Raw genomic sequence first — 25,784 nt, 5'->3', positions numbered from 1 at the left:
AGGCGAATTTGGATAAATTCTGAACAGCTCGCGGCTTATCACCCAAGGTAGGAAGACGAGCGGAACTGGCGCTGGGCGGCCTTTTGGGCTACTCGCCGGGTCACTCCGGCGAGTGGAAGCTCAGACTGTAGTTCACGGCCTTCGGACCCGGATCGAGGATGTCCAGGGAGATGTGGATCGGCGTCTGCGGCGGCATTTCGCTTTGCCCGGCCAGCTCGCCCGAGAGGTATTCGCTGGGCTTGAAGCGGCGGCTGGCGATCAGTTGGCCGTTCAGGTCGGCGAAGCGCATTTCCAGCAGCGGGAAGGGCTGGGAGAAGTTCGCGCGGTTGTAGATGATCGCGTCGACCACCAGGGCACCGCTGAAGTCCGGGTGGCTGCGCACCACCAGGTTGCTGCTGCGGATCTGTTCCACGTCCACCTTGGAGGGCAGGGTGCAGCCCAGTTCCGGGCAAGCCTGGGCGAACCAGGGGCGGTACTGGTCCTGGCGGGCCAGTTCCTCGAAGTGGTAGGCGATGTACTGCCCGGCGAGGGCGGCCAGCGCAAGCAGGATCAGCAGCAGCCAGAACAGGTTGCGGCCCCAGCGGCGCTTGGGTTTCTGCCAGTCCAGTTGCAGCGGTTCGTCGCTCAGGTCGTGCAGGGCGTCGTTGCGCAGCGCGGGTTCGGCGCGGCGAGCGTTGCTACCTGTGTCGACGGCAGGTTCGTCGTCGTGATCGTCTTCGATGTGCTCGGGCTCATCGTCGTCGCGGCGGGCGCTGAAGGTGGGCAGCTTTTCCTCGTCGTCCACGGCGCTGAGCGGAGCCGGTTCGATCCGGGGCTCTTCGTCCGGTTCTTCCTCGGGCTCTTCCTCAGGTTCCTTGTCGGCCACGAGGCGAGCGCTGGGGGCGGGTTCTTCCGGCTCATCGGCCGGCAGTTGACCGAGGTTGGGTTCCTGTCGGACGGCGCGATTGCCGGCAGGCTGTTCCGACTGCAGCAGGGCTTCGGCCCAGCGTTCGTCGTGCGGGTCGCGCTTCTCTTCCTGCTTGATCTGCAGGGCCTCGCTGGGGGCGGGCGCGCGATCGATGCTGAGGAATTCCTGGGACAGTTCGAACTCGTCCAGCTTGGCCAGCTCTTCGTCGAGGTTGAGGCTGTCCAGGTCCAGGTCGTCGTGGATCCACAGCGTTTCGTCCTGCTTCGCCGGCGCGGTTTCGGCCTTGGCCGGCTCGCTGGGAATCGGGGCTGGCGCCGGTGTTGCCGCTATCGAAGCGGCCGGGGCCGATACTACTGCTGGAGCTGGAGCTGGAGCTGGAGCTGGAGCTGGAGCTGGAGCTGGAGCTGGAGCTGGAGCTGGAGCTGGAGCTGGAGCTGGTTCGGGGCGCGGCTCCGGCTGGATGAGCGGTCTGGCTTCCACCTTGGGTTCGGGGGCGACGGGCTTTTCCGCGACGTCGCTGGAGTGTCGCGCCGCATGGGGGGCCAGTGGCCAACCGAGGGTGGCCGTGCCGGGGGCGGGCGACGGCTTCGGCTGTTCCGGGGTGGCGGCGGCTGGCGTGGGGGCAGGGACTGCCATGGCCGGGGCTGGCGCCGCCGGTTCCACCACGGGTTTCGGCGCCGGTACGGGCGCTGGCTCCGGCTTCGCGGGAGCGGCCGGTGGCGGAACCACGTTCGTCAGGGTCGGTGCCGCCGTCGGCTCGTCCAGCATGTTCTGCGGGGCGTTGAATACCTTCAGGCAGGTTCCACAGCGCACGTTACCGCTGGCCGCGCCCAATTGCGCCGAGTTGACGCGGAAGCGGGTCTGGCAATGGGGGCACTGTGTGATGAAGCTGTCGCTCATGCGGCGGTCCGGCGGAAAAACAAACGATTAGTCTAACCCAAGCCCCTTGCAGCGGGCAGTCAGCGGCGGCGACCCGTAATGCGGATCCAGCCTTCCTGCTCGGCGGTCGGGTCGAGGTCGAAGGCGCCGGCATAGGCCGCGCGCACTTCCTCGGCCTGCTCGGCGAGGATGCCCGAGAGGGCCAGGCGGCCACCGGACTTGACCAGTCCGGTGAGCTGCTCTGCCAATGTGACCAGCGGACCGGCCAGAATGTTCGCTACCAGGACGTCCGCTGGCTCCTTTGGCAGATCAGCGGGCAGGTAGACGGGGAATTTGGCCGGGTCGATGCCGTTGCGCGAGGCGTTGTCGCGGGAGGCTTCCAGCGCCTGCGGGTCGATGTCGGTGCCGGCAGCGCGCTCGGCGCCCAGCAGCAGCGCGGCAATGGCGAGGATGCCTGAGCCGCAGCCGAAGTCCAGCACGTACTGGCCGGCCAGCTCCTGGCTATCCAGCCACTGCAGGCAGAGCGAGGTGGTCGGGTGGGTGCCGGTGCCGAAAGCCAGGCCCGGATCGAGCAGCAGGTTCACCGCGTCCGGTTCCGGGGCGTCGTGCCAGCTGGGGACGATCCACAGGCGGCGGCCGAAACGCATCGGCTTGAAGTTGTCCATCCAGCTGCGTTCCCAGTCCTGGTCCTCGATGCGCTCGATCTGGTGCTGCGGCAGCTCGCCGCCGGTCAGCAGGGACAGGTGGGCGACCAGCGCGGTCTCGTCGGTGTCGGCCTCGAACAGCGCGAGCAGATGGGTGTGGCTCCACAGCGGGGTGGTGCCCAGGTCCGGCTCGAAGATCGGCTGGTCTTCGGCGTCCATGAAGGTCACCGATACGGCGCCGACTTCCAGCAGCGCATCTTCATAGGTTTCCGCCTGTTCCGGAGTGATGGCGAGTCGGACTTGAAGCCAGGGCATGGGGCGGTACCTCGATGGTGCTGGAAAGACAGCGGGCCGCCTGGGCGGCCCGTAGATAAAGGCGGCAAGCTTACTGCACGGCACCTTGCCATGCCAGCGTACACGGCCTGCAAAGCACAAGGGCCGCCCGGAGGCAGCCCTTGTGGTGGAGCGAGGCGGAGCGGGACAGGCTTAGTGCTTGTCCATGCCCAGCTTCTTCTCCAGGTAGTGGATGTTCACGCCACCCTTGCAGAACTCTTTGTCGCGGACCAGATCCTTGTGCAGCTCGGTATTGGTCTTGATGCCATCGACGATCAGCTCGTCCAGCGCGTTACGCATGCGCGCCATGGCTTCATCGCGGTCCTTGCCGTAGGTGATGATCTTGCCCACCAGCGAGTCGTAGTTCGGCGGTACGGCGTAGCCGCTGTACAGGTGCGAATCCACGCGCACGCCGTTGCCGCCGGGTGCGTGGAAGTGCTTCACCTTGCCGGGGCTCGGCATGAAGGTCTTCGGGTCTTCGGCGTTGATCCGGCATTCCAGCGCATGGCCACGGATGACCACGTCTTCCTGGCGGATCGACAGCTTGTTGCCCGAGGCGATGCTGAGCATCTCCTTGACGATGTCGATACCGGTGACCATCTCCGACACCGGATGCTCCACCTGCACGCGGGTGTTCATCTCGATGAAGTAGAAGCGGCCGTTCTCGTAGAGGAACTCGAAGGTGCCGGCGCCACGGTAGCCGATTTCCACGCAGGCCTGGACGCAGCGGGCCAGCACTTCGGCGCGGGCCTTCTCGTCGATGCCCGGGGCTGGGGCTTCTTCCAGCACCTTCTGGTGACGGCGCTGCAGGGAGCAGTCGCGGTCGCCCAGGTGGATGGCGTTGCCCTGGCCGTCGGAGAGGACCTGGACTTCCACGTGACGCGGGTTGGTCAGGAACTTCTCCAAGTAGACCATGGAGTTGCCGAAGGCTGCGCCCGCTTCGGTGCGGGTCAGCTTGGCGGACTTGATCAGGTCTTCCTCGTTGTGCACCACGCGCATGCCGCGACCACCACCGCCACCGGCGGCCTTGATGATCACCGGGTAGCCCACCTCGCGGGCGATCGCCAGCGCGGTTTCTTCGTCTTCGGGCAGCGGGCCGTCGGAGCCCGGTACGGTCGGAACGCCGGCTTTCTTCATGGCGTCCTTGGCGGACACCTTGTCACCCATCAGGCGGATGACGTCGGCGCTCGGGCCGATGAAGGTGAAGCCCGAGCGCTCGACCTGCTCGGCGAAGTCGGCGTTCTCGGCGAGGAAGCCATAGCCGGGGTGGATGCCCACGGCGCCGGTGACCTCGGCCGCGGCGATGATCGCCGGGATGTGCAGGTAGGACTGCGCAGCCGGGGCCGGACCGATGCAGACCGCTTCGTCGGCCAGCGACAGGTGCATCAACTCGCGGTCGGCGGTCGAGTGCACAGCCACCGTCTTGATGCCCAGCTCCTTGCACGCGCGCAGGATGCGCAGCGCGATTTCGCCGCGGTTGGCGATCAGTACTTTTTCCAACATCGCAGGTTCCCCGCGGCTTAGACGATGGTGAACAGGGGCTGGTCGAACTCGACCGGCTGGCCGTTCTCCACGAGGATCTGACTGATCACGCCGCTGGTCTCAGCCTCGATGTGGTTCATCATCTTCATGGCTTCGACGATGCACAGGATGTCGCCTTTCTTCACGCTCTGGCCGACTTCGACGAAGTTGGCGGAAGTCGGCGAGGCTGCGCGGTAGAAGGTGCCGACCATCGGCGAGCGCACGGCGTTGCCGTTGAGCGCCTGTGCAGCCGGAGCGGCTTCGGCTGCCGGGGCGGGAGCTGCGGCAGCGGCCGGAGCGGCTGCGGCAGGCGCCGGAGCGTAGGCCGGGGCGGCGGCGTAGATCGGGGCCGCAGCGCTCTTGCTGTGGCGGCTGATGCGTACGGACTCTTCGCCCTCTTTGATTTCCAGCTCGTCGATACCGGATTCTTCGAGCAGTTCGATCAGTTTCTTGACTTTACGGATGTCCATCAGTGTTCGCACTCCCAGGTGAGGTCACGGGCGTTCAAGTTGTTCAAGGGCGGATTCCAGGGCCAGGCGGTAGCCTGTGGCTCCCAGACCGCAGATCACCCCTACTGCCACGTCGGAGAAGTAGGAGTGATGCCGGAAAGGTTCACGTTTGTGCACGTTGGAAAGGTGCACTTCGATGAATGGGATGCTCACAGCGAGCAATGCGTCACGTAGGGCGACACTTGTATGCGTGAACGCGGCCGGATTGATGAGGATGAAGTCCACGCCTTCGTTGCGCGCGGCATGGATCCGGTCGATCAGTTCGTACTCGGCGTTGCTCTGCAGGTGCATCAGGTGGTGGCCGGCCTCGCGGGCGCGGCGCTCCAGGTCCTGGTTGATCTGCTCGAGGGTGACGGAGCCGTACTTGTCGGGCTCGCGGGTGCCCAGCAGGTTGAGGTTGGGCCCGTGCAGTACCAGTAAGGTCGCCATCTGGATGCTCTTGTCCTTCTCTTAGGCGGAAAAAGATAGGGCGGGACTATGCCGGAAAGCCGGCGTGACTGTCCAGTCATGCAGGTTTTGCCGTAGATGTCGGCATGTTGCCAGCCGATTACGGCAAAACCATTGCAATGGTATGGGCGGGCGGGCGTTTTCAGCCGCGCGAAGAGGCCTGGCGCAGACGTTCGGCGAGGGTGGCGGCATCCGTCTCGCCGATGATGCGCAGATCGCTCCATTCGTCGCCTTTAGCCGAGAAGAACAGCATGGCCGGCGGGCCGAACAGGTTGAAGCGGTCTAGCAGGGCGCGCTGTTCCTCGGTGCTGGCGGTCATGTCGAAGCGCAACAGGACGAAACCGGGCAGTTGCGCCTGGACTTCCGGGGTCGGCAGCACCTGGCGTTCGATGATCTTGCAGCTGATGCACCAGTCGGCGTACCAGTCCAGCAGCACCGGGCGACCGGCGGCCTGGGCGCTGGCCAGGGCGGCATCGAGCTGGGCGGGGGTGGTGATGTTCTGCCAGTCGCCGGGTGTCGAGGTCGGCGGGCCGGCGTGCAGGCCCGGCGTGCTGCGGCCCAGCGGGTGCATCGGGTCGGATTCGCCGCGCAGGGCGCCGGTCCAGGCGACCACCGCATACACCAGCAACATCAGGCCGAGCAGTTGACCGGCGCGTTGCAGCGGCTTCTTCGGACCCAGTTCGAGGGTGCCCATGGCGATGGCGACGCCGCCGGCCAGGGTGCCCCAGAGAGTCAGCGCCACCGGGCCGGAAACCAGGCGTTCGAGCATCCAGACCGCCACCGCCAGCAACATCACGCCGAAGACGTTGCGCACGCTGTTCATCCAGGCGCCGCTCTTGGGCAGCAAGGCCCCGCCGCCGACAGCGAAGATCACCAGTGGCGTGCCCATGCCCAGGCCCAGGGAGAACAGCAGCAGGCCGCCGCCCATCGCATCGCCGGTGCTGCTGATATAGAGCAGCAGCCCGGCCAGCGGAGCGGTGACGCAGGGCGACACCAGCAGGCTGGAGAGCACGCCCAGGGTCGCCGCACCGGCGATGGAGCCGCCGCGGGTGTTGTTGGCCATGTTGTCCAGGCGTTCACGGAGGAAGCCGGGCAGGCGCAGTTCGAACACGCCGAACATGGCGATGGCGAAAACCACGAAGAAGGCCGCGAAAGGCACCAGCACCCAGGGCGATTGCAGCATCGCCTGCAGGTTGAGCTTGGCGCCGAACAGGCCCATCAGGGTGCCGAGCACTGCGTAGCAGGCGGCCATCGGCAGCACGTAGGCCAGCGACAGCGCCAGTCCGCGCGCGCCGCCCGGACGGCCCCGCAGGACCACGCCGGAAAGGATCGGCAGCATCGGCAGCACGCAGGGGGTGAAGGTCAGCGCCAGGCCCAGCAGGAAGAAGATCACCAGGGCGCGGCCGAGCTTCTTGATCTTGCCCGGCTCGTGGTCGCCCAGCAGGCTGGCCAGAGGATTGTCGCTGGTGGCGGCCTTGGCTGCGCTGCCACTGGCGGAGGCGGCCGCCGCGGTGACCACGCTGGCGGCCTGACCGTCGGCGATCTGCAGGCGGGTGGTTTCCGGCGCGTAGCAGAGGCCCTTGTCGGCGCAGCCCTGGTAGCTCACCACCAGGGTGAAGGGCTTGTGCTGCGGGTTGTTCAGCGGCACATCGAGGTCGGTGATGGCGTAATAGACGACGGTGTCGCCGAAGTAATCGTCATGGTGCTGCTTGCCCGGCGGCAGCTTCACTTCGCCGACGGTCACGCCGCTGTCGGCCGCCTCGACCTTGAAGCCGAAGCGGTGCTGGTAGAGGTAGTAGCCGTCGGCATTGATGAAGCGCAGCTTCACCTGCTGGCTGTCGCTGTCCTCGACGCTCAGGCGGAAGGCTTCGGCCACCGGCAGGAAATCGCCCTTGGCGGGTTGTCCGACGGCGAAGCCGCCCTTGTCGGCGGGTTTGTCGAACAGGCCGGCGGAAGCGGGCAGGGCAACGAGGAGCAGGAGCAGGGTGAGCAGGCGGCGCATGGACATCTCACGGACTACGTAAGTGGCGGGCATGATAGCGGAAAGCTTCCGGCGCGGCCCGTGACGCCGCCGGATGAGCTGTGACAAGAGATGAGCGGGCACCCTGGACCTCGCCGCCGGGCGGGGGCTCGCTCGTCCGCTGCGTCAATCGGACGCGGGCTGGCCGAAGGCGTCCAGCAGGTCGCTGGCGAACGCCTGCTCCGCATCACCGGGGTGACGGCCGCGGTGGCGGGTCAGGCTGAAGGCCACGTCGAAGCCCAGCTCTCCGGGCAGCAGCTCGCGCAGTCGGCCCCGCTCCAGCCAGGGCGCGGCGATGTGCCTGGGCAGGTAGCCAACGTGCGCGCCGGAGAGGATGAAGGCCAGGCTGCCGTCCACCTGCTCGCTGCGTGCGCTGCTGCGGCGGGTTTGCAGCGGCTCGTCGGCGGCGATGAAGCGATAGGGGTGGTGCACCTCGTCGGCGTCGGCCAGGGCCTCGCGGCTGACCGCCGGATCATCGAAGGCCGGATGGCCGAGCCCGCAATACAGGCCTTGGGGTTCGCTGAATAGAGGCTCGTGCTCCAGCGCCGCCTGGGTGCCAGCGAAATAGCCGATGGCCAGGTGCAGGCGGTCCTGCAGCAGCAGGCGCTCCAGCTCGGCGGGTGTGGTGGTCACCAGTTCCAGCGTCACCGCCTCGTTGCGTCGGCGGAAGCGCCGCACCGCCTCGGACAGCTGCGCCAGCACCCGCTCGTCGAGGGCCTCGGACAGGCCTAGGCGCACTTCGCCGAGCAGCTTGTCGGCGACCCCGCGGGCCTCATGGCGAAAACCTTCGATGGCGATGAATAGCCGGCGAGTCGCCTGCAGCAGGTGCTCGCCCTTGGGCGTCAGGCGGAAACCGCCCTTGCCGCGCTCGCACAGGCGATAGCCCAGGCGCGTCTCCAGCTTGGCCATCTGGATGCTGATGCTCGGCTGGCTCAGCCCCAGCTCGCCTTGCGCCGCGCTGAAGCCGCCGCACTCGACCACGGTGACGAACAGGCGCAGCAGTTGCAGGTCGAGGTCGCGCAGTTGGCTGAGCATCGGCTGGTCCCAATCATTGGCTATGGATAATGCCAAAGTAATTAACTTTGTATTTTTGCAAAGTAAAGCCCCCGGCATGCTCGCCCCATAACCACAACAAATCCGAGGCGATGATCATGCGTGCGTTCTACCGGGCAGCTCTGGCGGCCCCCCTTGCGGCGTTGCTCGCGGCCATGCCCCTGCAGGCGCAGGAGCGGGTGCTCAACCTGTACAACTGGGCGGACTATGTCGGCGCCGATGCGCTCAAGCGCTTCCAGGCCGAGACCGGCATCCGCGTGAAGTACGACACCTTCGACAGCGCCGAGGTCCTCGACAGCAAGCTGATGACCGGTGCCAGCGGCTACGACGTGGTGTTCCCCGCCAGCAGCGGCCTGGCCCGGGCCATCCAGGCGAAGGCGGTGCAGCCGGTGGACGACGCGCAGCTGAAGAACTTCGCCAACCTCGACCCGGAACTGCTGGCCAAGCTCGCGGCCATCGATCCGGGCAACCGTTTCGGCGTGCCCTATACCTGGGGCACCGTGGGCCTGGCGATCAACAAGGACGCGGTGCTCAAGCGCATTCCCGGCGCCCCGCTGGACAGCCTCGACCTGCTGTTCAAGCCCGAGTACGCCAGCCGCCTGGCCGACTGCGGCATCTCGCTGATCGATTCGCCCCAGGAAGTCATCAGCGTCGCGCTGAATTACCTGGGCAAGCCGCCCTACAGCACCGACCCGGCCGACCTCGCCCAGGTCCGCGAGCTGCTGGCCAAGCTGCAGCCCAATGTGCGCTACGTCGCCAGCGGCAAGCACATCAACGACCTGGCCAACGGCACCCTCTGCGTTGCCCTGACCTATACCGGCGATGCGCTGATGGGGGCCGCGCAGGCGAAGCAGGCGAACAAGCCGTTCGAGGTGATCTACCGGATTCCCAAGGAAGGCACGCTGATCTGGTTCGACACCATGGCCATCCCGGCGGACGCGCCGCACCCGCAGGAGGCACGCGCCTTCATCGACTTCATGCTGCGCCCCGAGTCCATCGCCGAGCTGACCAACACCCTGTACTTCGCCAACGCCAACCTGAAGGCCACGCCGCTGCTCTCCGCCGAGGTGGCGGGCGATCCGGACATCTACCCGCCGGCGGCCATGCGGCAGAAATTGTTCGGCGAACAACTGCTGACTCTGAAGCAGCAGCGCGAGCGCACCCGGCTGTGGTCGGCGTTCCGCACGCGCACCTGACAAACATTGCAATACGGTCACTTCCGTAGGGCGGATAACGCGCCAGCGTTATCCGCCCTACGGAAGTGACCGTTCCAAGCAAGCGTGATCAACCGATAACAACGACGAGGACGCCATGGATCAAGCCCACGACAACGACCAGGCCATCACCCGCGACAGCCTTTATGGCACCGCTGCCGAATCCACCTACGCCGGCATCACCAGCTTCATGCGCCGCCGTTACAGCCGCGACCTGCGCGGCGTCGACCTGGTCGTGAGCGGCGTGCCGTTCGATACCGCCACCACCAACCGCCCCGGCAGCCGCTTCGGACCGCGCGCGATCCGCGCCGCCTCGGTACAGATGGCCTGGGCCCGGCACTTCCCCTGGGAGTTCGACCCCTTCGACCACCTGGCGGTGATCGACTACGGCGACTGCGCCTTCGATCACGGCGTGCCGCAGGAAACCCCGGAAGTCATCGAGGCCCACGCCGCGCGCATCCTCGATGCCGGCTGCGCGCTGCTGACCCTGGGTGGCGACCACTTCATCAGCTATCCATTGCTCAAGGCCCACGCGAAGAAGCACGGCCCGCTGTCGCTGATTCACTTCGACGCCCACAGCGACACCTGGCCGGACGAGGACTGCCAGCGCATCGACCACGGCACCATGTTCTACCACGCCGCCCGCGAAGGGCTGGTGGACCCGTCGCGCTCGGTGCAGGTCGGCCTGCGCACCACCAACGACGACGTGATGGGCTTCCAGGTGCTGGATGCCCGCGAGGTGCACCGCAATACGCCGCAGGCCATCGCCGAACGCATCCGCGCGCGGGTGGGGGACAACCCGGTGTACCTGACCTTCGACATCGACTGCCTCGACCCGGCCTTCGCCCCCGGCACCGGCACGCCGGTGTGCGGTGGATTGAGCTCGCACCAGGCGCTGGAAATCCTCCGCGCGTTGCGGGGAATCAACCTGGTGGGGATGGACGTGGTGGAAGTGGCGCCGCCCTATGACAACGCCGAGATCACCGCCCTGGCCGGCGCGACCCTGGCGATGGAGATGGTTTGCCTGTACGCGGCGCGGCACAAGCTGGGCGAGCGCTGATCGAGCCTGAGCGTAGGACGTATAACCGTTCGCGGTTATACGCCGATACACCGTCCCGACGCCCAACCGCGAGGTTGAGCCGGACGCCCGTCCGAGCCGTGGCCTGGCCAAATCCGGTGCGGATGGCGGCCACGGTCAAACGGCGTATAACGCCGAACGTTATACGCCCTACGTCACACCCGGAACGCCCGCACGGCGGTGTGCAAGGCACCGCCCAGCTCCTGCAACTGCTCGCCCTGGCTGCGGCCCTGGCCGATCAGGCGCAGGTTCTCGCTGCCCAGTGCATGAATGCGCTCGCTGTGGGAGCGAATCTCGCTGACCGCGCCGCTCTGTTGCGCGGAGCCTTCGGCGATGCGCTCGGCCATGCTGGCGATGGTGCGGATGGCTTCCACCACCTCGTCCAGCGCACCCTCGGCGGCGCCGGCCTGGCTGGCGGTGACTTCCGCGTGCTCCACCTGGCTGCGCATCGCCTCCACCGACTGCCGCGCGGCCTGTTGCAGGCGCGCGGTGAGCTGCTGGATTTCCTCGGTGGCGCCGGCGGTGCGCAGGGCCAGCGAGCGCACTTCCTCTGCCACCACGGCAAAGCCACGACCTTGCTCGCCAGCCCGAGCCGCCTCAATGGCGGCGTTGAGGGCGAGCAGGTTGGTCTGTTCGGCGATGGAGCGGATCACCCCCAGCACGTTGCCGATGGTGGCCGATTCCTCTGCCAGGTTCTCGATGGCCTGGGCGTTGCTCTGTACCTCGTCGACCAGCGCGCGCATACCGCTGAGGCTATTGCCGATCACCCGTTGCCCCTGTTCCACCGCCACCCCGGCGGCCTGGCTGGCCGAGGCCGCCTGGCTGGCGTCGCCGGCGACCTGCTGGATCGCCGCTTCCATGTGCCCCAGCGCATCGCGGATTTCCCCGGTGTCGCTGGCCTGGCGCTCGGCGCCGGCGTGCAGGCCGCCGCTGAGCTCGGCCAGGGCGCGGCTGCTGCCGGCCACTTCCTCGGCGCGTTGGTGGATGGTGCCGACCAGGGTGCCGAGGAAATCGCGCAGACGGTTCAGCGACTCCTGCAGTTCCACCAGGTCGCGGGTGCGGGTGGCGAGCGCGATGGGTTTGTTGAAGTCGCCATGGGCCCAGGTCGACAGCGCCGGCACCAGTTGACCGAGTACCCGCGCCAGGCGGCGTTGCAGGGTGTCGATGAGCAGCGCGGTGGCGAGGATCAGCGCGATCAGTGCGCCCTGGATAACGCGGACCTGTGCCTGGATCTTCGAGCGTTCCTCGCGCACCTGCGGCTCCAGCGTCGCCAGGGCCTGCTGCACGGCGCCCAGGCGCTGGGCCGTGGCGCTGGCCAGCTGCTGGCGCTGGGCGATCAGTTGGCGGGTGCGATCGAGCTCGTCGGGGTAGCGGCGCAGCACGCCGGCCAGGTCGCGCTTGAGGCCGACGCCACGGTCCTCGCTCTGCTGCTCCGCGGCGGGCTGGGTGTCCAGGCCCATCATCGCGGCGAAGTCGTCGGAGGCCGAGGCCTGCTGCTGCAGTACACCGAGCAGGGGCAGGGTGTCGATGCGCCCGGCGAGCTGGCGCAGGCTGTCGAGTTCACGCTGGATGTCCTCGGCCAGCGCCGGGTTGCCGCTTTCCACCAGCTTGGCGCGGGCGTGGGCCAGGCGGGTCAGGTGCAGGCCGGCCTGCAGCAGCGGCGCGCGGTACTCGGCAGCGGCGGGGTTCTGGCTGGCGTCTGCGTAGGCGCCGAGCTGATCCAGGGCGGCCAGCAGGTCACGCTCGGCCTGCAGCAGCAGGCCCTGCGGATCCCCCGCCAGCTTGCCGGCGGCGAGCAGTTGGTTGCCGCTGAACTGGCGTAGTTCGTCGAGGCTCGCGCCCAGCAGCTGCCCCAGGCTTTCCGGCAACTGCGGAAGCTCCGTGGCCAGTTCCTCCAGCGCCTGTTGGGCGGCCTTCTGCTTGAGTGCGTCACCGCTGCCCAGGTACGCCTGGATGTTCTGCGCCACCTTGCGCTCGAAGCCCTGGGAGAGCTCCAGGTAACGGTCCATCAAGGTGAAGGGGCGCTCCAGCGCGCGCTGCGACCACCACAGGGTGGCGCCCAGCGCGAGACATACGAGCAGGAGCAGGAAGGTGTTGAGGTTGGTCAGCAGCTTGAGGCGCATGGCAGGTCTCGACCGACAACGAAAAACGGCGAGCCCTGACCCTATTGCAGTTTCGTTACTGGCTGATGACAAGGTGCCAGTATCTGGTCGGAAAATCGCGCGGCAGAGCGCGTGACCACCTCAGTCGAATACTTCCACCCGATTGCGCCCGCCATGCTTGGCCCGGTACAGCGCCTCGTCGGCTTGCTTGGCCAGGGTCTTGATGTCCATTGCCTCGTCCAGCTCGGCGATGCCGCAACTGAAGGTACAGGTGAGATCGCCGGGTTGCGCGGGGTAGCGGATCTCGGCGAATCGCTGGCGGATTTCTTCCAGCACCCGGCGCGCGGTGTCGGCGTCGGTATCGGGCAGCACCACGGCGAATTCCTCGCCGCCGTAACGGCCGATGTGGTCGGTCTTGCGCAGGCGCTGCTTCAAGAACAGCGCCAGGCTCTTGATCACCCGGTCGCCCATGGGGTGTCCGAAGGTGTCGTTGACTCGCTTGAAGTGGTCGATGTCGAGCATCGCGAAGGTCAGCGGCCGGCCCTCGCGGCGCGCGCGGAAGCGGGCGTCGTCGAGCAGTTGCAGGGTATGGGTGTGGTTGTACAGGCCGGTAAGGCTGTCGCGCACCATCCGCGCCTGCAGGCTGCGCGCACGGGCGGCGCGGTTGCGCACGGTGGCGATCAGGTGGCGCGGTTTGATCGGCTTGGTGAGGAAGTCGTCGCCGCCTTCGCTCATGGCGTCGAGCTGCTTGTCCAGGTCGTCCTCGGCGGACAGGTAGATGATCGGCACGCTGACATAGCGCTCGTGCTGGCGGATCACCTTGGCCAGCTCCGTGCCCAGGCATTCGGGCATGTACATGTCGAGGATGATCAGGTCCGGCTGGAACTCGGCCAGCTCGGCCATCACCGACAGCGGCGCGGTGAGCGCGCGGGTGACGATGCCGGCGTTGTTCAGGACCCGTTCGGTGTGCGTAGCCTGGGCCCGGGAGTCTTCGACGATCAGCACGCGGAAGGGCTCGTAGTGCGCCACGCGGCTCAGGGTCTCGATCTTCTCCAGTACCGCGGAGGCGTCCAGCGCCCCGGTGAAGAAGTCCTGGCCGCCGGCGCGGGCGGCGGCCATGCGGGTCGGGGTATCGGTCTCGTCGTGGCTGAAGAACAGTACCGGCAGTTTCTGCCGCAGCCCGGTCTGGACTTCGTTGGCCAGCGTCAGGCCCTGGCCCGCGCCGGCGAAGTCGATCTCCATCACGATGGCCGCCGGATGCCGCTCGGCCATGGCGGCGCGGAAGGCATTGGCGCTCTCGCAGCGCTGCGCGGCCATGCCGAAGAATTCCAGCTGCTGGGCCAGGCGTTCGGCGCGCTCCTGGTCCTGCAGGGCCAGGTAGACCGGCTTGCGCAGCGGCGGCAGGCTGATCTGCTCGTACTGGTCGCCATGACGTAGCCCGGTGCGCGACAGGCGCTGCATCAGGCCGTTGAGTTCGCTGATCAGAGCGCTGGACAGGCGTCCGCGGTTGTCCTGCACGGCGCGCAGGCACTGGTCTACAGCCCGGGCCAGGTCGACGTGCTCGGACTGCCCGAAACGCTCGGCGTAGCGCTGCAGGAGCAGGCAGGCATCGGTCAGTTCGGCCATCCCGCCGGCGCTCCACTCCGAGCGCGACAGGCGCTGCCAGACTTCGAGCAGATGGCGGGCCTGGTGAATCACCCGCTGGGCGAAATGCTGCTTGAGGCGGTCGAGAGGCGGATCGTCGAGCTCGTTCATGGCGCGCTTCTTTATCTGTCCGTAGGGAGGGCGTGCGAGCGAAGTGTTTCTGCCGTGATACACGATGATGGCCCTATGCTACCAATCCTTGATGGCAATAACAGTGCCGTCGGTCAAACGACATGCGCTTTGTAATTCGCGACGTTACCGCGCACCATGCGCAGGGTGGGCTGCGCTGAGCCGCCGGGTGCGGCATGCTTGCGCGGCTGGATCGTTCCGCCGGGGCACTCCCCGGGGCGGAATCGGGTCCAACCCCCTCTTCGTTTTCGTGATGCTAAGGACTTTGCCATGTGGAACTGGAAGAAACGCGGCTCCGTGCGCGATCGCGTCGATGACTCGGTGGACGACGTGCGCGCCTACTTCGGCGGGCCCTGGCTGAGCCGCGTGCTCGGCAGTCTGCTGGGCGTCTACCTGCTGATCTGCGGTGTGGTCGGCTGGTACTGGAGCCAGGAGCCTGACCTCTTTCCCGTGCAGCAGAACGCCCAGGCCTCGGCCGAGCGCGCCGGCCGGCAGATGGTGGTCGGCTACACCACGGTGGAAACCCTCAAGGAAGTGGTGGCCACGCTGCTGAACAAGCCGGGCGGCTATCTCTCCAACGACATCTTCCCGCCGGGCCTGTGGCTGGACAACATGCCCAGCTGGGAATACGGCGCCCTGGTCCAGGTGCGCGACCTGTCCCGCGCGCTGCGCAAGGACTTTGCCCGTTCCCAGTCGCAGTCCACCGAGGACGCGGACCTGGCCCGTGCCGAGCCGCGCTTCAACTTCGACAACAAGAGCTGGGCGCTGCCGTCTTCCGAATCGGAGTACGGCGAAGGCATCAAGTCGCTGGACCGCTACCTGGCGCGATTGTCCGCGGACCCGGCCGGCGCGCAGTTCTATCCCCGCGCCGACAGCCTGAACAACTGGCTGGGTGACGTTTCCACCCGCCTGGGCTCGCTGTCCCAGCGTCTCTCGGCCAGCGTCGGCCGGGTGAAGCTCAACACCAACATCAAGCCCACCGCGCCGGTGGTGCCGGGCGAGGCGCCGCAGGTCGAGGAAGAGCTGCAGGAAACCCCCTGGCTGCAGATCGACAACGTGTTCTACGAAGCCCGTGGCCAGGCCTGGGCGCTGTCGCACATCCTGCGCGCCATCGAGGTGGACTTCGCCGACGTACTGGCGAAGAAGAACGCCACCGTCAGCGTGCGCCAGATCATCCGCGAGCTGGAGGCCGCCCAGGCGCCGCTGTGGAGCCCGATGGTGCTCAACGGCAGCGGCTTCGGCGTGCTGGCCAACCATTCGCTGGTGATGGCCAACTACATCTCCCGCGCCAACGCCGCGATCATCGATCTGCGCCAGCTGCTGGCCCAGGGTTGATGATGGACGGGATCAGCGAGAAGGAAGCCGCCCACCGGGCGGCTTCGGACGCCGAGCTGGTCGCCTGGGTCAACCGGGACGACGAGCTCAGGGGCAGCCTGCCACGCGCGGAGCTGCGCGAACGCGGGCTGATCGGCCGGGGCACCTTCATCCTGCTGTTCAATACGGCTGGCGAGCTGTGCGTGCACCGCCGCACCCTGAGCAAGGCGATCTATCCCGGCTACTGGGACCCGGCCGCGGGCGGCATGGTGCTGGCGGACGAGAGCTATGCCCAGTCCGCCGCCCGCGAGCTGGAAGAAGAGTTGGGGATTTCCGGGGTCGAGTTGCGCGAGCATGGCTCGTTCTTCTTCGACCAGCCGGACAACCGCCTGTGGTGCGCGGTGTTCTCCGCCGTGTCCGATGCGCCGCTCAGGCTGCAACCGGAAGAGGTGATGGAGGCGCGCTTCATCGACCCGCACCAGGTGCTGGCCGAAGCGAAGGCGGGTACGCCGTACTGCCCGGATTCGCTGGCGGCGTTGCGCAAGTATCTGGTGAGTTTCTGAGTCACCCGTAGGGCGTACAACCGTTCGCGGTTGTACGCCGATACTCGGTGCTCATCATCTGCGCCAAGGTCAGGCTCGGAGTGCCCTCGAACCGCGGCTCCGGGGCCCAACCCTGCGTGCGCTGAAAGCAAGGTCAAACGGCGTATAACGTCGAACGTTATACGCCCTACATCCGTGCTCCAGATTCTCCTGTAAGGCCCATGTCGCCAAACTACCGATCAATGACGCAATTCTGCTCTTAGCATTTGCCTTCAATGCTGCTAAATTGCGCGACCTTTCCGGCAGGGTCCTCCGCCGGGAATGCGCAGCCCCTGCCTGAGTGGGGCGTCGCGGTCGGCGCCAGCCGATCATTCGTTGACCTGGCCCTTAGAGGCCAATCCTGGGGAAACGCCCGGTGGTCAAGAAAGCATCCTCCCTGTCCGCCCTTGGCGGGCTCGTCTATTCCACTGATGCCGGCCGGCACTGCCCGGACTGCAATCAGCCCATTGGCGCGTGCATCTGCAAGCAGGCCGGGATTCCGGCCGGCGACGGCATCGCTCGCGTGCGTCGTGAAACCAAGGGGCGCGGCGGCAAGACCGTGACCACGGTGAGCGGCGTGCCGCTGGCGGCCGATGCGCTGAAAGACCTGGCCACCGCGCTGAAGAAGCGTTGCGGCACGGGTGGCGCGCTCAAGGACGGCGTCATCGAGATCCAGGGCGACCACGTCGACCTGTTGCTCGAAGAGCTGCAGAAGCGCGGCCTCAAGGCGAAGAAATCCGGCGGCTGAGCCGTCTCTTTCGACAGATTCTCCTCTGCAGAGAAGGGGTTCCAGGCGATGCGCAGCCCGCGCATGGCCGGCAAGCCCTTTCCCTAGATGGGAGATTTATCGGCGCGCCCTGGCGCATCGTCGGAATTTCCTAAACTTACCGCCGGAGCCGGCGGTCAACACGGCAACGTCACACCAGCCGACTAGGCTTTGACGACTCACCCGCTCGCCGGGCGGGGCGCCTGCATTCATTTCGAGACATTTGAGGAGACCACCCCGCATGGCCGCTAGACGGACCCGCAAAGACGACGGCAGCAACTGGACCGTGGCAGACAGCCGCAGCATCTACGGCATTCGCCACTGGGGCGCCGGCTATTTCGCCATCAACGACGCCGGCAATGTCGAGGTACGCCCGCAGGGCGCCAATGCCCAGCCGATCGATCTGCACGGGCTGGTCGACCAGCTGCGCGAAGCCGGCCTGTCGCTGCCGCTGCTGGTGCGTTTCCCGGACATCCTGCAGGACCGCGTGCGCAAGCTCACCGGCGCCTTCGACGCCAACATCGCGCGTCTTGAATACGGCAGCCGCTACACCGCGCTGTACCCGATCAAGGTGAACCAGCAGGAAGCGGTGGTGGAAAGCATCATCGCCACCCAGAACGTCTCCATCGGCCTGGAAGCCGGCTCCAAGCCTGAGCTGATGGCCGTGCTGGCGCTGGCGCCCAAGGGCGGCACCATCGTCTGCAACGGCTACAAGGACCGCGAGTTCATCAAGCTGGCGCTGATGGGGCAGAAACTCGGCCACAACGTGTTCATCGTGATCGAGAAGGAATCCGAGGTGCAGCTGGTGATCGAGGAAGCCGCCAACGTTGGCGTGCTGCCCCAGGTCGGCCTGCGCGTGCGCCTGTCCTCGCTGGCCTCCTCCAAGTGGGCCGATACCGGTGGCGAGAAGGCCAAGTTCGGCCTGTCCGCCGCGCAGCTGCTGTCGGTGGTCGAGCGCTTCCGCGCCGCCGGCCTGGACCAGGGCGTGCGCCTGCTGCACTTCCACATGGGCTCGCAGATCGCGAATCTCGCCGACTACCAGCACGGCTTCAAGGAAGCCATCCGCTACTACGGCGAACTGCGCGCCCTTGGCCTGCCGGTGGATCACGTGGACGTCGGCGGCGGCCTGGGCGTGGACTACGACGGCACCCATTCGCGCAACGCCAGTTCGATCAACTACGACATCGACGACTACGCCGGTGTGGTGGTGGGCATGCTCAAGGAATTCTGCGACGCCCAGGGCCTGCCGCATCCGCACATCTTCTCCGAGAGCGGCCGCGCGCTGACCGCGCATCACGCGGTGCTGATCACCCAGGTCACCGACGTCGAGCGCCACAACGACGAAGTGCCGAAGATCACCGACCTCGCCGAACAGCCGGAGATCGTCCAGTGGCTGGCCGACCTGCTCGGCCCGACCGACGCCGAGATGGTCACCGAGACCTACTGGCGCGCCACCCACTACATGAGCGACGCCGCCGCGCAGTACGCCGAGGGCAAGATCAGCCTGGCGCAGAAGGCCCTGGCCGAGCAGTGCTACTTCGCCATCTGCCGCCGTCTGCACAACCAGCTCAAGGCGCACCAGCGCTCGCACCGCCAGGTACTCGACGAGCTCAACGACAAGCTCGCCGACAAGTACATCTGCAACTTCTCGGTGTTCCAGAGCCTGCCCGACACCTGGGCCATCGGCCAGGTGCTGCCGATCCTGCCGATCCACCGCCTGGGCGAGGAGCCGACCCGCCGCGCGGTGCTGCAGGACCTGACCTGCGACTCCGACGGCAAGATCACCCAGTACGTCGACGAGCAGAGCATCGAGACCAGCATGCCGGTGCACGACGTGAAGGAAGGCGAGGACTACCTGATCGGCACCTTCCTGGTCGGCGCCTACCAGGAAATCCTCGGCGACATGCACAACCTGTTCGGCGACACCGATTCGGTGAACGTCTACCAGAACGCCGACGGCAGCTACTACCACGCCGGCATCGAGACCCACGACACCATCGAGGACATGCTGCGCTACGTGCACCTGTCGCCCGAGGAGCTGATGACCCACTACCGCGACAAGGTCGCCGGGGCCAAGCTCACCGCGCGAGAGCGTACGCAGTTCCTCGATGCGCTGCGCCTGGGGCTGACCCGGTCGGCTTACCTGTCGTCCTGACAGACTGGTAGCGCGCGTAAACGAAAGCCCCGCCTCGGCGGGGCTTTTTCTTTCTAGCCTCCCGCTCGGATGATCGACTGTAGGAGATCAAAAGCCCCTTACCCTGATCCTGGCTGCTCTGAGAGGATGCATAGGCACGGTGAAGACAGTCGCACCTACAAGGTTCCGACCTCCATCGCCTGCGCCACCCGCTCCGCCAACCGCGCCGCCATCGGCTGGTCCACCACATTGGTGAAGCTCATCACCAGCGCCGGCTCCCGCCGCGCCTCCATGCACCACGCATTGAGCGCCTGCAGGCCCAGCCCGTCGGCATGGGCGCGGGCGGCGATGGCGAGGTCGTCGCCGTCCACTGCCCCTATTAGGTTCAACCCGCCGGGCGTCTCGGCGAAGCGCAGATTCTCGCCCAGTCGAGTCTCCAGCGCCGAGCGCAGCCACTGCCGACGCTGCGCGTAGAGCGTGCGGGTGCGTTTGAGGTGGCGGGCGAAGTGGCCCTCCTGCATGAAGTCGCACAGCGTCGCCTGCAACAGTTCGGCGCAGCCGGAGGCGAACACCTGCTGGCTGCGCACGAAGCTTTCCACCAGTGCCGGCGGCACCACCAGGTAGCCCAGGCGCAGCGCCGGGTAGAGCACCTTGCTGAAGGTGCCGGTGTAGAGCACGCGGCCGGCGCGGTCGAGGCTTTTAAGCGCCGGCAGCGGGAAGCCGGCGTAACGGTATTCGCTGTCGTAGTCGTCCTCGATGACCCAGGCGTTGGCGCCAGCCGCCCAGTCCAGCAAGGCCAGACGGCGGGGCAGGCTGAGGGCGACGCCGGTGGGGCTCTGCTGCGAGGGCGTGACCAGGGCGAAGCGGGCGTCCGGCGCGCGGGCGATGCCGTCCTCCACCCGCAGGCCGTCGTCATCCACCGCCACTGCAACCGGCACACCGCCGGCGCGGCGCAACAGCTCGCGGCCACGGGGGTAGCCCGGGTCCTCGTGCCAGAAACCCTGGCCGGGTTCGAGCAGGGTGCGGCTGATCAGGTCCAGCGCGCCCTGGTAGCCGGCGCAGATGAACACCTGCGCGGGATCGCAGACGATCCCTCGGGACACCCCCAGGTAGCCGGCCACTGCCTCGCGCAGCGGGCCATAGCCGCAGGGTTCGGGATAGGCCAGGGTCGCCGCGCCCTGCTGGCGCAGGCGGCGCGCGCACAGGCGCGACCAGAGCGCGCGGGGGAAGGCGTCCAGCGCCGGCAGGCCGAGCTGCAGCGGCCTGATGGCCGGGCCATGGGCGATCACCCCGGGCAGGCTGCGTTCCACCGTGGCCGGGTCGAGCGCTACCGGCGGGGCCGGCGAGGTTCGTCCGGCGAGCTGCGGCGAGACCACCGTGCCGGCCGGTCCGCGCGCCTGCAGGTAGCCCTCGCTGGTCAGCAGCTGGTAGGCCAGCTCCACCGTGCCCCGCGCCACGCCCAGCTCGCCGGCCAGCCCGCGTACCGGCGGCACGCGCTCGCCGGGGCGCAGCGCGCCACGGGCGATGGCGTCCTTGATGCGCTCGTAGAGCTGACGGTAGATCGGCAGCGTCTGGCTGGGGTCCAGCGGCTGGCGGAAGGAATCGATGGGCGCGGTCATGGCCTGTGCAGTTCGTCGCGAAGCGGGAGGAGTGACTATGCCATGACCCGCATCAGGTCGCCCCGGCAAATGCGGTGCAGGATCAGCGTCTAGGCTGATGGGCAGTGTTGAAAAGCGGGCGCGCCGTCTCCATCTGTAAGGCACAACCCGCTTTTTCCACCTGTTCGCCTCGCTGTGCGCGCAGCGGCCTCGGCTGCCTGCGTGATCCCCTTGTGTATTCAGGCGCCGACAGGTCCAACGCATGTGAGGAGTGACCGATACCGATGGAATTCAAGGATTACTACGCGGCCCTGGGCGTGGCCCCCGACGCCGACGAGAAGGCGATCAAGACCGCCTACCGCAAGCTCGCGCGCAAGTACCACCCGGACGTCAGCAAGGAGCCGGACGCCGAGGCGCACTTCAAGGAAGTCTCCGAAGCCTATGAGGTGCTCAAGAGCCCGGAGAAGCGCGCCGAGTACGACGAGCTGCGCAAATACGGCCAGCAGGGCCCGCAGTTCGAGGCGCCGCCCGGATGGCAGCCGCGCGGTGGCTTCGATGGCCCGCCGCCGGGGCACGAGCAGGATTTCTCCGACTTCTTCGAACAGATCTTTGGCGCCCGTGCCGGAGCCGGCGCTGGTGCGCGTCAGCCGCGCGCCCACCGTGGCCAGGACGTGGAAATGGAAGTGCCGCTGTTCCTCGAGGAAGCCCTCTCCGGCGACAGCCGGCCGATCAGCTTCAGCCTGCCCAGCTACGACGAGTACGGTCGCAAGCTGCCGCCGCAGAGCAAGACGCTGAACGTGAAGATCCCGGTGGGTACCACCGACGGTGAGCGCATCCGCCTCAAAGGGCAGGGTGCGGCGGGGATCAACGGCGGGCCGGCGGGTGACCTGTACCTGGTGATCCGCCTGGTGCCGCACCCGGTGTTCGACGTCGATGGCCGCGACCTGGTCGTCACCGTGCCGGTGGCGCCCTGGGAAGCCGCGCTGGGCGCCAAGGTGGAAGTGCCAACCCTGGGCGGCCGGATCAACCTCGGCATCCCCGCGTCGAGCCAGGCCGGGCAGCGCCTGCGCATCAAAGGCAAGGGCCTGCCGAACAAGGGCAGCGCCGCGCCCGGCGATCTCTACGCCGTGCTCAAGGTGGTGATGCCGAAGAACGCCGATGAGGCGACTCGCAAACTCTGGGAGGAACTGGCGGCCAAGGCGGCCTTCGATCCCCGTGCCGATTGGGGGAAACGCGCATGACGACGACAGTGATGGTGGTGGACCTCGACGAGCTCTGCCAGTCGGTGAACCTGCCCCGCGACGTGCTCGTCGAGATCGTCGAGGTGGGCATCGTGGAACCCTGCGAGCAGCGCGGCGGCCGTTGGGTCTTCGATTACCAGGCGGTCGGCGTGGTGCGTCGCGCGGTGCGCCTGCGCCGCGAATTCGAGCTGGACTGGCCGGGCATTGCCCTGGCCCTGCGCCTGCTGGATGAGGTGGAGGAGCTGCGCGCGGAGAACCGCTACCTGCGCCAGCGCCTGGCGCGCCTGCTGGAGGACTGAGGCGGAAGTGAAGGGCGTGCGCCGGCTCGCGAGGGCCGGCGCACTGTCGTGTCAGCGCGGCTGGTTCTGCTCGATCCAGCGGGCGAAGGCGTCGATGATGCTTTGCAGGAAGGGCTGGGTTTTCTCGGACAGTTTCCCCGCCTCGTCAAAGAAGCTGCCGGCGCCGCCCAGGTAGGCCTCCGGCTGCTGCAGCACCGGCATGTTGAGGAACACCAGCGACTGGCGCAGGTGATGGTTGGCGCCGAAGCCGCCAATGGCGCCGGGCGATGCGCTGACCACCGCGCACGGCTTGCCGTTCCAGGCGCTCTTGCCATAGGGGCGCGAGCCCACGTCGATGGCGTTCTTCAGCACGCCGGGCACCGAGCGGTTGTATTCCGGGGTGACGAACAGCACCGCGTCGGCGCGGCGGATGCGTTCGCGGAAAGCCGTATAGCTGGCCGGTGGCGTGGCGCTGTCGTGTTCCTCGTTGTACAGCGGCAGGTCGCCGATCTCCACGATCTCCAGCTTCAGGCTGGCCGGCGCCAGCTGGATGAAGGCCTTGGCGATCTTGCGATTGAGGGATTCCTTGCGCAGGCTGCCGACCACGACGGCGACATCGAAGACTTGGCTCATGACGACTCCTTCAAGAACGGGTATTGAGCCGTTTGTTATAGACGATGACGGCGGTTCTGCGCGGACCTGGATCAAGACTCATGACCGCATGTCCCAGTGAGTTCGAACGATCTTGGCTCTGTGGAGTGGGGCATGGCCTGGCTAGATTGGGCCCTGTCCCGCCTGCCCGTTTCGAGGTCGATCATGTGCATGAAAGTGTTCTTCGCTGGCGCCAGCGGTGCCATCGGCAAGCGCCTGTTGCCGCTGCTGCTGGAGCGCGGTTACCAGGTGCTCGCCGTGAGCCGTTCGCCGCAGCGCGCCGCCGCGCTGGAGGCGGCGGGCGCCCGGGCGATGGTGCTGGATGTCTACGATGCTGCGGCATTGCATGAGGCAATGCGGGCCTTCCAGCCGCGCTGGGTCATTCACCAGCTCACCGACCTGCCGGCGGGCCTGGACCCGGCGCAGATGCCCGCTGCCCAGCCGCGCAATGCCCGGTTGCGCCGCGAAGGCACTGCCAACCTGGTGGCCGCCGCCCTGGCTGCCGGGGCCGAGCGCATGGTGGCGCAGAGCATCGCCTGGGCCTATGCGCCGGGCGAACTGCCGCTGCATGAGGAACAGCCGCTGGACCTTGGGGCCGACGGCAACCGCGCCATCAGCGTCGGCGGTGTGGCCGCGCTGGAAGCCGCCGTACTCGGTGCCGCGCCGATGGAAGGCATTGTGCTGCGCTACGGCCGGCTGTACGGACCGGGTACCGGCAGCGAGACGCCGGACCCGCGCCTGGCCGTGCATGTGGACGATGCCGCCCGCGCCGCGTTGCTGGCGCTGGAGTGGGGCGTACGGGGTTGCTACAACGTGGCCGAGCAGGACATCGAGGTCAGCTCGATCAAGGCTCGCCACCGCCTGGGCTGGCAGCCGGGTTTCCGTCTGCAAGGGGGGCGCCCATGAACCTCGCGCTGGGCCGTGAATCCCGTGTCGGACTGCTGCTGGTCGCCGCCGTGGCGGCCGGCGCGCTGCTCTGGCAGCCCTGGTTGCGCCCCCAGGTGCAACTGGCCGAAAACCCCGCGCACTCCCAGGCCGGCGCCCGGCCGACCACCCAGGTCAGCCGCCTGTCCTGCGAGCCGCTGGCGGAGCTGCCCGGCAAGGTCGTTACCACCTTGCGGGTGGACTTCCCACCCAACGCCCATACGCCGGCGCACCGGCACCCCGGCGCGGTGACCGCTATCGTCCTGTACGGCCAGGTGCGCTCACAGATGCAGGGCCTGCCGGCGCGGACCTACGGCCCCGGGGAAACCTGGTTCGAGCCCACTGGCGAGTTGCACCTGTTCGCCGAGAACCCCAGCGCCCGCGAGCCGGCCCGGCTGCTCGTGGTGATCGTCAGCGACGAGCACTGCGGCCCGCTGCTGATCCCCGAACCTACCCATTGAATGCTTTGCGAAAGGAGATTCGCATGACCCCGCTCACCCCCTTCAGCGCTGCTCAGCTCGACGCCAGCCTGGCCCGCCTTGGCCTGCCGGTGGAGCGCCCGGCGCCGACCCTGGCAAACCTCGATCGGCTGATCCACGCCGCGCTCCACCAGCTGCCATTCGAAAACCTCGACGTGCTGCTGGAAAAGGATGTGGACATCGATCCGCAGGCGGTCTTCGCCAAGGTGGTGGAACAGCAGCGTGGCGGCTATTGCTTCGAACTGAACAGCCTGTTCGCCCGCTTGCTGACCAGCCTCGACTACCGGGTGACGCTGCTGGTCGGACGGGTACGCTGGGGCTTGCCGGCCGATGCGCCGCTGACCCCGCAGTCGCACCTGCTGCTGCGGGTCGACCTGGACGAAGGCGTGCACCTGGTGGACATCGGCTTTGGCGGCCCGGCATCGCCCCGCGCCCTGCCGCTGCGGTTGAACGAGGAATTACCCGGCGGCTGGCGCCTGACCGGTCAGCTGGACGGCGAGCTGGAGATGGCGGCGCGCTCCAGCTCCGGCTGGCAAACGCTCTATCGCTTCACCCTGCAACCGCAGTCGTGGATCGATTACGCCATGCGCAACTGGTACACCTCGACCCATCCGCAGAGCGTGTTCCGGTTGTCCCTGCGCGTGGCCATCAGCGAGGACGGGGCGCGGCTGTCGTTGTACAACGGCCAGTTCACCCGGCGTACCGCCGCCGGTGAAGTCGAGCAGCGTGGCATCGCGGATGCGGACGCGTTGCTGGTGGTATTGCGCGAGCGTTTCCGCCTGTGGCCGACGGAGCGGGACGTGCCGGCCTTGCGCCGGCGCCTGGCGGAGCTGCTCGCGCCACAGGGGTGAGCGTCGGGGATCAGCCGATCATTCCGTAACCACGCGCCATCAGGGTGGCCAGCAGCGGCAGGATCAGCAGGGCCAGCAGCTCCAGGCGGATGGTCATGGTCACCAGCTTGCACTGGCGCGCGCTGACCTGCGGGATACGGCTGGCCTTGAGGTCGTTGCGCCAGTTGAGGAAGGTCATGGTCGGCAGGATCGACAGCAGCGCGACCAGCACGAACAGCCCGACCTTGGCGTGGAACAGGCTGTTGTGCAGGTAGTAATCGGCGCCCTTGGCGAACCACAGCACCCGCGCTGCGCCGGTCAGCAGCACTACGCCGGCGCAGGCGCCATAGGCGATGTCGATGACGATCAGGCTGCGTGCGCGCTCAAGGTCCAGCGGCAGGCGGAACAGGCGGTGCTCCAGCACCAGCAGCGCGAACAGGATGAAGATCGACAGGTAGTGCAGGTAGGCGGCAATGGCTTGGGCCATGGAACGGGTCCTTCTGATGGG

Annotated in this window: 23 protein-coding genes and 1 pseudogene; 11 read left to right on the top strand and 13 right to left on the bottom strand. The window is 67.4% G+C overall.

The window, feature by feature from the left end; genetic code table 11:
- Positions 1-100: 100 nt before the first annotated feature.
- The 8 genes and pseudogenes from O6P39_RS23740 to O6P39_RS23710 all read right to left on the bottom strand — a co-directional run bounded on the left by O6P39_RS23740 (position 101) and on the right by O6P39_RS23710 (position 8,295).
- On the bottom strand, positions 101-1,369 hold the full coding sequence (locus O6P39_RS23740; protein WP_345774680.1) for a DUF3426 domain-containing protein: 1,269 nt from the start codon (positions 1,367-1,369) through the stop codon (positions 101-103).
- Positions 1,370-1,735: 366 nt separating this feature from the next.
- A pseudogene (locus O6P39_RS27365) lies at positions 1,736-1,807 on the bottom strand (MJ0042-type zinc finger domain-containing protein); the annotation flags it as partial.
- A gap of 59 nt (positions 1,808-1,866) precedes the next feature.
- Positions 1,867-2,745 (bottom strand): 50S ribosomal protein L11 methyltransferase, encoded by an 879-nt coding sequence (prmA, locus tag O6P39_RS23735; protein WP_275608831.1) that lies wholly within the window; start codon positions 2,743-2,745, stop codon positions 1,867-1,869.
- A 171-nt stretch (positions 2,746-2,916) separates the two neighbouring features.
- The gene (gene accC / locus O6P39_RS23730) at positions 2,917-4,266 is read right to left on the bottom strand and encodes an acetyl-CoA carboxylase biotin carboxylase subunit (protein ID WP_275608830.1); all 1,350 of its coding nucleotides are present in this window, start codon (positions 4,264-4,266) and stop codon (positions 2,917-2,919) included.
- 17 nt (positions 4,267-4,283) lie between these two features.
- On the bottom strand, positions 4,284-4,754 hold the full coding sequence (gene accB, locus O6P39_RS23725) for an acetyl-CoA carboxylase biotin carboxyl carrier protein (protein ID WP_275608829.1): 471 nt from the start codon (positions 4,752-4,754) through the stop codon (positions 4,284-4,286).
- 24 nt (positions 4,755-4,778) lie between these two features.
- On the bottom strand, positions 4,779-5,222 hold the full coding sequence (gene aroQ / locus O6P39_RS23720; RefSeq protein ID WP_015479055.1) for a type II 3-dehydroquinate dehydratase: 444 nt from the start codon (positions 5,220-5,222) through the stop codon (positions 4,779-4,781).
- 160 nt (positions 5,223-5,382) lie between these two features.
- Entirely contained in the window at positions 5,383-7,242 is a 1,860-nt protein-coding gene (locus tag O6P39_RS23715; protein WP_275612020.1) for a protein-disulfide reductase DsbD, read from the bottom strand.
- A gap of 144 nt (positions 7,243-7,386) precedes the next feature.
- Complete coding sequence (locus O6P39_RS23710) at positions 7,387-8,295, bottom strand: LysR family transcriptional regulator (RefSeq protein WP_275608828.1); 909 nt, start codon at positions 8,293-8,295, stop codon at positions 7,387-7,389.
- Between the two features lie 110 nt (positions 8,296-8,405).
- Here O6P39_RS23710 and O6P39_RS23705 point away from each other — a divergent pair, with 110 nt between their 5' ends.
- A complete protein-coding gene (locus O6P39_RS23705; protein ID WP_275608827.1) occupies positions 8,406-9,509 on the top strand; it encodes a polyamine ABC transporter substrate-binding protein in 1,104 nt (367 codons plus the stop codon).
- 115 nt (positions 9,510-9,624) lie between these two features.
- Positions 9,625-10,587 (top strand): agmatinase, encoded by a 963-nt coding sequence (gene speB, locus O6P39_RS23700; protein ID WP_275608826.1) that lies wholly within the window; start codon positions 9,625-9,627, stop codon positions 10,585-10,587.
- 173 nt (positions 10,588-10,760) lie between these two features.
- On the opposite strand, the gene O6P39_RS23695 is transcribed toward speB, so the two are convergent.
- Complete coding sequence (locus O6P39_RS23695) at positions 10,761-12,728, bottom strand: methyl-accepting chemotaxis protein (RefSeq protein ID WP_275608825.1); 1,968 nt, start codon at positions 12,726-12,728, stop codon at positions 10,761-10,763.
- Positions 12,729-12,848: 120 nt separating this feature from the next.
- A complete protein-coding gene (locus O6P39_RS23690; protein WP_275608824.1) occupies positions 12,849-14,462 on the bottom strand; it encodes a PleD family two-component system response regulator in 1,614 nt (537 codons plus the stop codon).
- 288 nt (positions 14,463-14,750) lie between these two features.
- On the opposite strand from O6P39_RS23690, the gene O6P39_RS23685 reads away from it, so the two are divergent.
- The 4 genes from O6P39_RS23685 (at position 14,751) to speA (ending at position 19,296) form a co-directional block, all read left to right on the top strand.
- A complete protein-coding gene (locus O6P39_RS23685; protein WP_275608823.1) occupies positions 14,751-15,815 on the top strand; it encodes a DUF2333 family protein in 1,065 nt (354 codons plus the stop codon).
- Positions 15,815-16,357 carry an NUDIX hydrolase gene (locus tag O6P39_RS23680; protein ID WP_275608822.1) on the top strand — a complete coding sequence of 181 codons (543 nt, stop codon included), beginning with the start codon at positions 15,815-15,817 and terminating at the stop codon, positions 16,355-16,357. Before O6P39_RS23685 ends, O6P39_RS23680 begins: the two co-directional genes overlap by 1 nt.
- A gap of 394 nt (positions 16,358-16,751) precedes the next feature.
- A complete protein-coding gene (locus tag O6P39_RS23675) occupies positions 16,752-17,123 on the top strand; it encodes a translation initiation factor Sui1 (protein ID WP_275608821.1) in 372 nt (123 codons plus the stop codon).
- Between the two features lie 259 nt (positions 17,124-17,382).
- Positions 17,383-19,296, top strand: coding sequence for an arginine decarboxylase (speA, locus tag O6P39_RS23670; RefSeq protein WP_275608820.1), 1,914 nt, complete (start codon positions 17,383-17,385; stop codon positions 19,294-19,296).
- Positions 19,297-19,451: 155 nt separating this feature from the next.
- Here speA and O6P39_RS23665 read toward each other — a convergent pair whose 3' ends face one another.
- Complete coding sequence (locus O6P39_RS23665; RefSeq protein ID WP_275608819.1) at positions 19,452-20,894, bottom strand: PLP-dependent aminotransferase family protein; 1,443 nt, start codon at positions 20,892-20,894, stop codon at positions 19,452-19,454.
- A gap of 263 nt (positions 20,895-21,157) precedes the next feature.
- On the opposite strand from O6P39_RS23665, the gene cbpA reads away from it, so the two are divergent.
- Complete coding sequence (gene cbpA / locus O6P39_RS23660; RefSeq protein WP_275608818.1) at positions 21,158-22,114, top strand: curved DNA-binding protein; 957 nt, start codon at positions 21,158-21,160, stop codon at positions 22,112-22,114.
- The gene (locus tag O6P39_RS23655) at positions 22,111-22,413 is read left to right on the top strand and encodes a chaperone modulator CbpM (protein WP_275608817.1); all 303 of its coding nucleotides are present in this window, start codon (positions 22,111-22,113) and stop codon (positions 22,411-22,413) included. The genes cbpA and O6P39_RS23655 overlap by 4 nt, the downstream gene beginning before the upstream one ends.
- A gap of 51 nt (positions 22,414-22,464) precedes the next feature.
- Here O6P39_RS23655 and O6P39_RS23650 read toward each other — a convergent pair whose 3' ends face one another.
- Positions 22,465-23,025: an NAD(P)H-dependent oxidoreductase gene (locus O6P39_RS23650; RefSeq protein ID WP_275608816.1), complete on the bottom strand. Its 561-nt coding sequence runs from the start codon at positions 23,023-23,025 to the stop codon at positions 22,465-22,467.
- A 183-nt stretch (positions 23,026-23,208) separates the two neighbouring features.
- Between O6P39_RS23650 and O6P39_RS23645 the strand changes: the two genes are divergently transcribed.
- Genes O6P39_RS23645 through O6P39_RS23635 form a run of 3 tightly spaced genes read left to right on the top strand, consistent with a single transcriptional unit; the run spans position 23,209 to position 25,297 of the window.
- Complete coding sequence (locus tag O6P39_RS23645; RefSeq protein ID WP_275612019.1) at positions 23,209-23,949, top strand: NAD-dependent epimerase/dehydratase family protein; 741 nt, start codon at positions 23,209-23,211, stop codon at positions 23,947-23,949.
- Entirely contained in the window at positions 23,946-24,428 is a 483-nt protein-coding gene (locus O6P39_RS23640; protein ID WP_275608815.1) for a cupin domain-containing protein, read from the top strand. The genes O6P39_RS23645 and O6P39_RS23640 overlap by 4 nt, the downstream gene beginning before the upstream one ends.
- 23 nt (positions 24,429-24,451) lie before the next feature.
- A complete protein-coding gene (locus tag O6P39_RS23635; RefSeq protein ID WP_275608814.1) occupies positions 24,452-25,297 on the top strand; it encodes an arylamine N-acetyltransferase in 846 nt (281 codons plus the stop codon).
- Positions 25,298-25,307: 10 nt separating this feature from the next.
- Here the strand turns inward: O6P39_RS23635 and O6P39_RS23630 are convergent, their stop codons facing one another.
- On the bottom strand, positions 25,308-25,763 hold the full coding sequence (locus O6P39_RS23630) for a DUF2214 family protein (protein ID WP_275608813.1): 456 nt from the start codon (positions 25,761-25,763) through the stop codon (positions 25,308-25,310).
- Positions 25,764-25,784 lie beyond the last annotated feature (21 nt).

This window comes from Pseudomonas sp. PSE14 (genome assembly GCF_029203285.1).
In the GTDB taxonomy this organism is placed as follows: domain Bacteria; phylum Pseudomonadota; class Gammaproteobacteria; order Pseudomonadales; family Pseudomonadaceae; genus Pseudomonas.
The sequence above is the reverse complement of the archived record's forward strand: the minus strand, read 5'-3'. Positions and strand labels throughout refer to the sequence as shown.